The organism is Pseudomonas sp. PME37.24/025, from assembly GCF_055556615.1.
The window spans coordinates 1-363 of the sequence record NZ_JBVHNK010000056.1 but is presented as its reverse complement, the minus strand read 5'-3'; the positions used below and the strand labels follow the sequence as shown (position 1 = coordinate 363).

The window sequence follows — 363 nt, the reverse complement described above, 5'->3', positions numbered from 1 at the left end:
GGCGAGCTCGGACCGGTCGACGGCCGCGACGATCGCCCCCGCGGCATCCACACGCTTGATGGTGTCCACAACCGGGACGGCCGGGATGACCGCGAGCGCACCGTCGTCGAGAGCGGCGACGACACGCTCGAACACCGCAACCGGCGTGAGCGCGCGCGCGGCGTCGTGGACGAGGACCGTGTCGATGTCGGCCCACAGCGCCGCCAGCCCGGCGGCGACGGACGACTGACGCGTCGCTCCCCCGGCCACGACGGAGACGAGGTCGATCCGGTCACCGGCGACCTCGCGGACGTCGGTGAGCGCGGCTCCCTCGAAGCCCGCGGGCACGACGATCACCACCTGGGCGCGTGGCGCGGCGAAGAC

1 protein-coding gene is annotated in these 363 nt (G+C 74.4%); it reads right to left on the bottom strand.

All coding sequences use genetic code 11. From position 1 onward, the window contains the following. Positions 1-363: IspD/TarI family cytidylyltransferase (locus ACZ3HH_RS29470; protein ID WP_465810048.1), on the bottom strand; the 363-nt coding region annotated here is incomplete at both ends.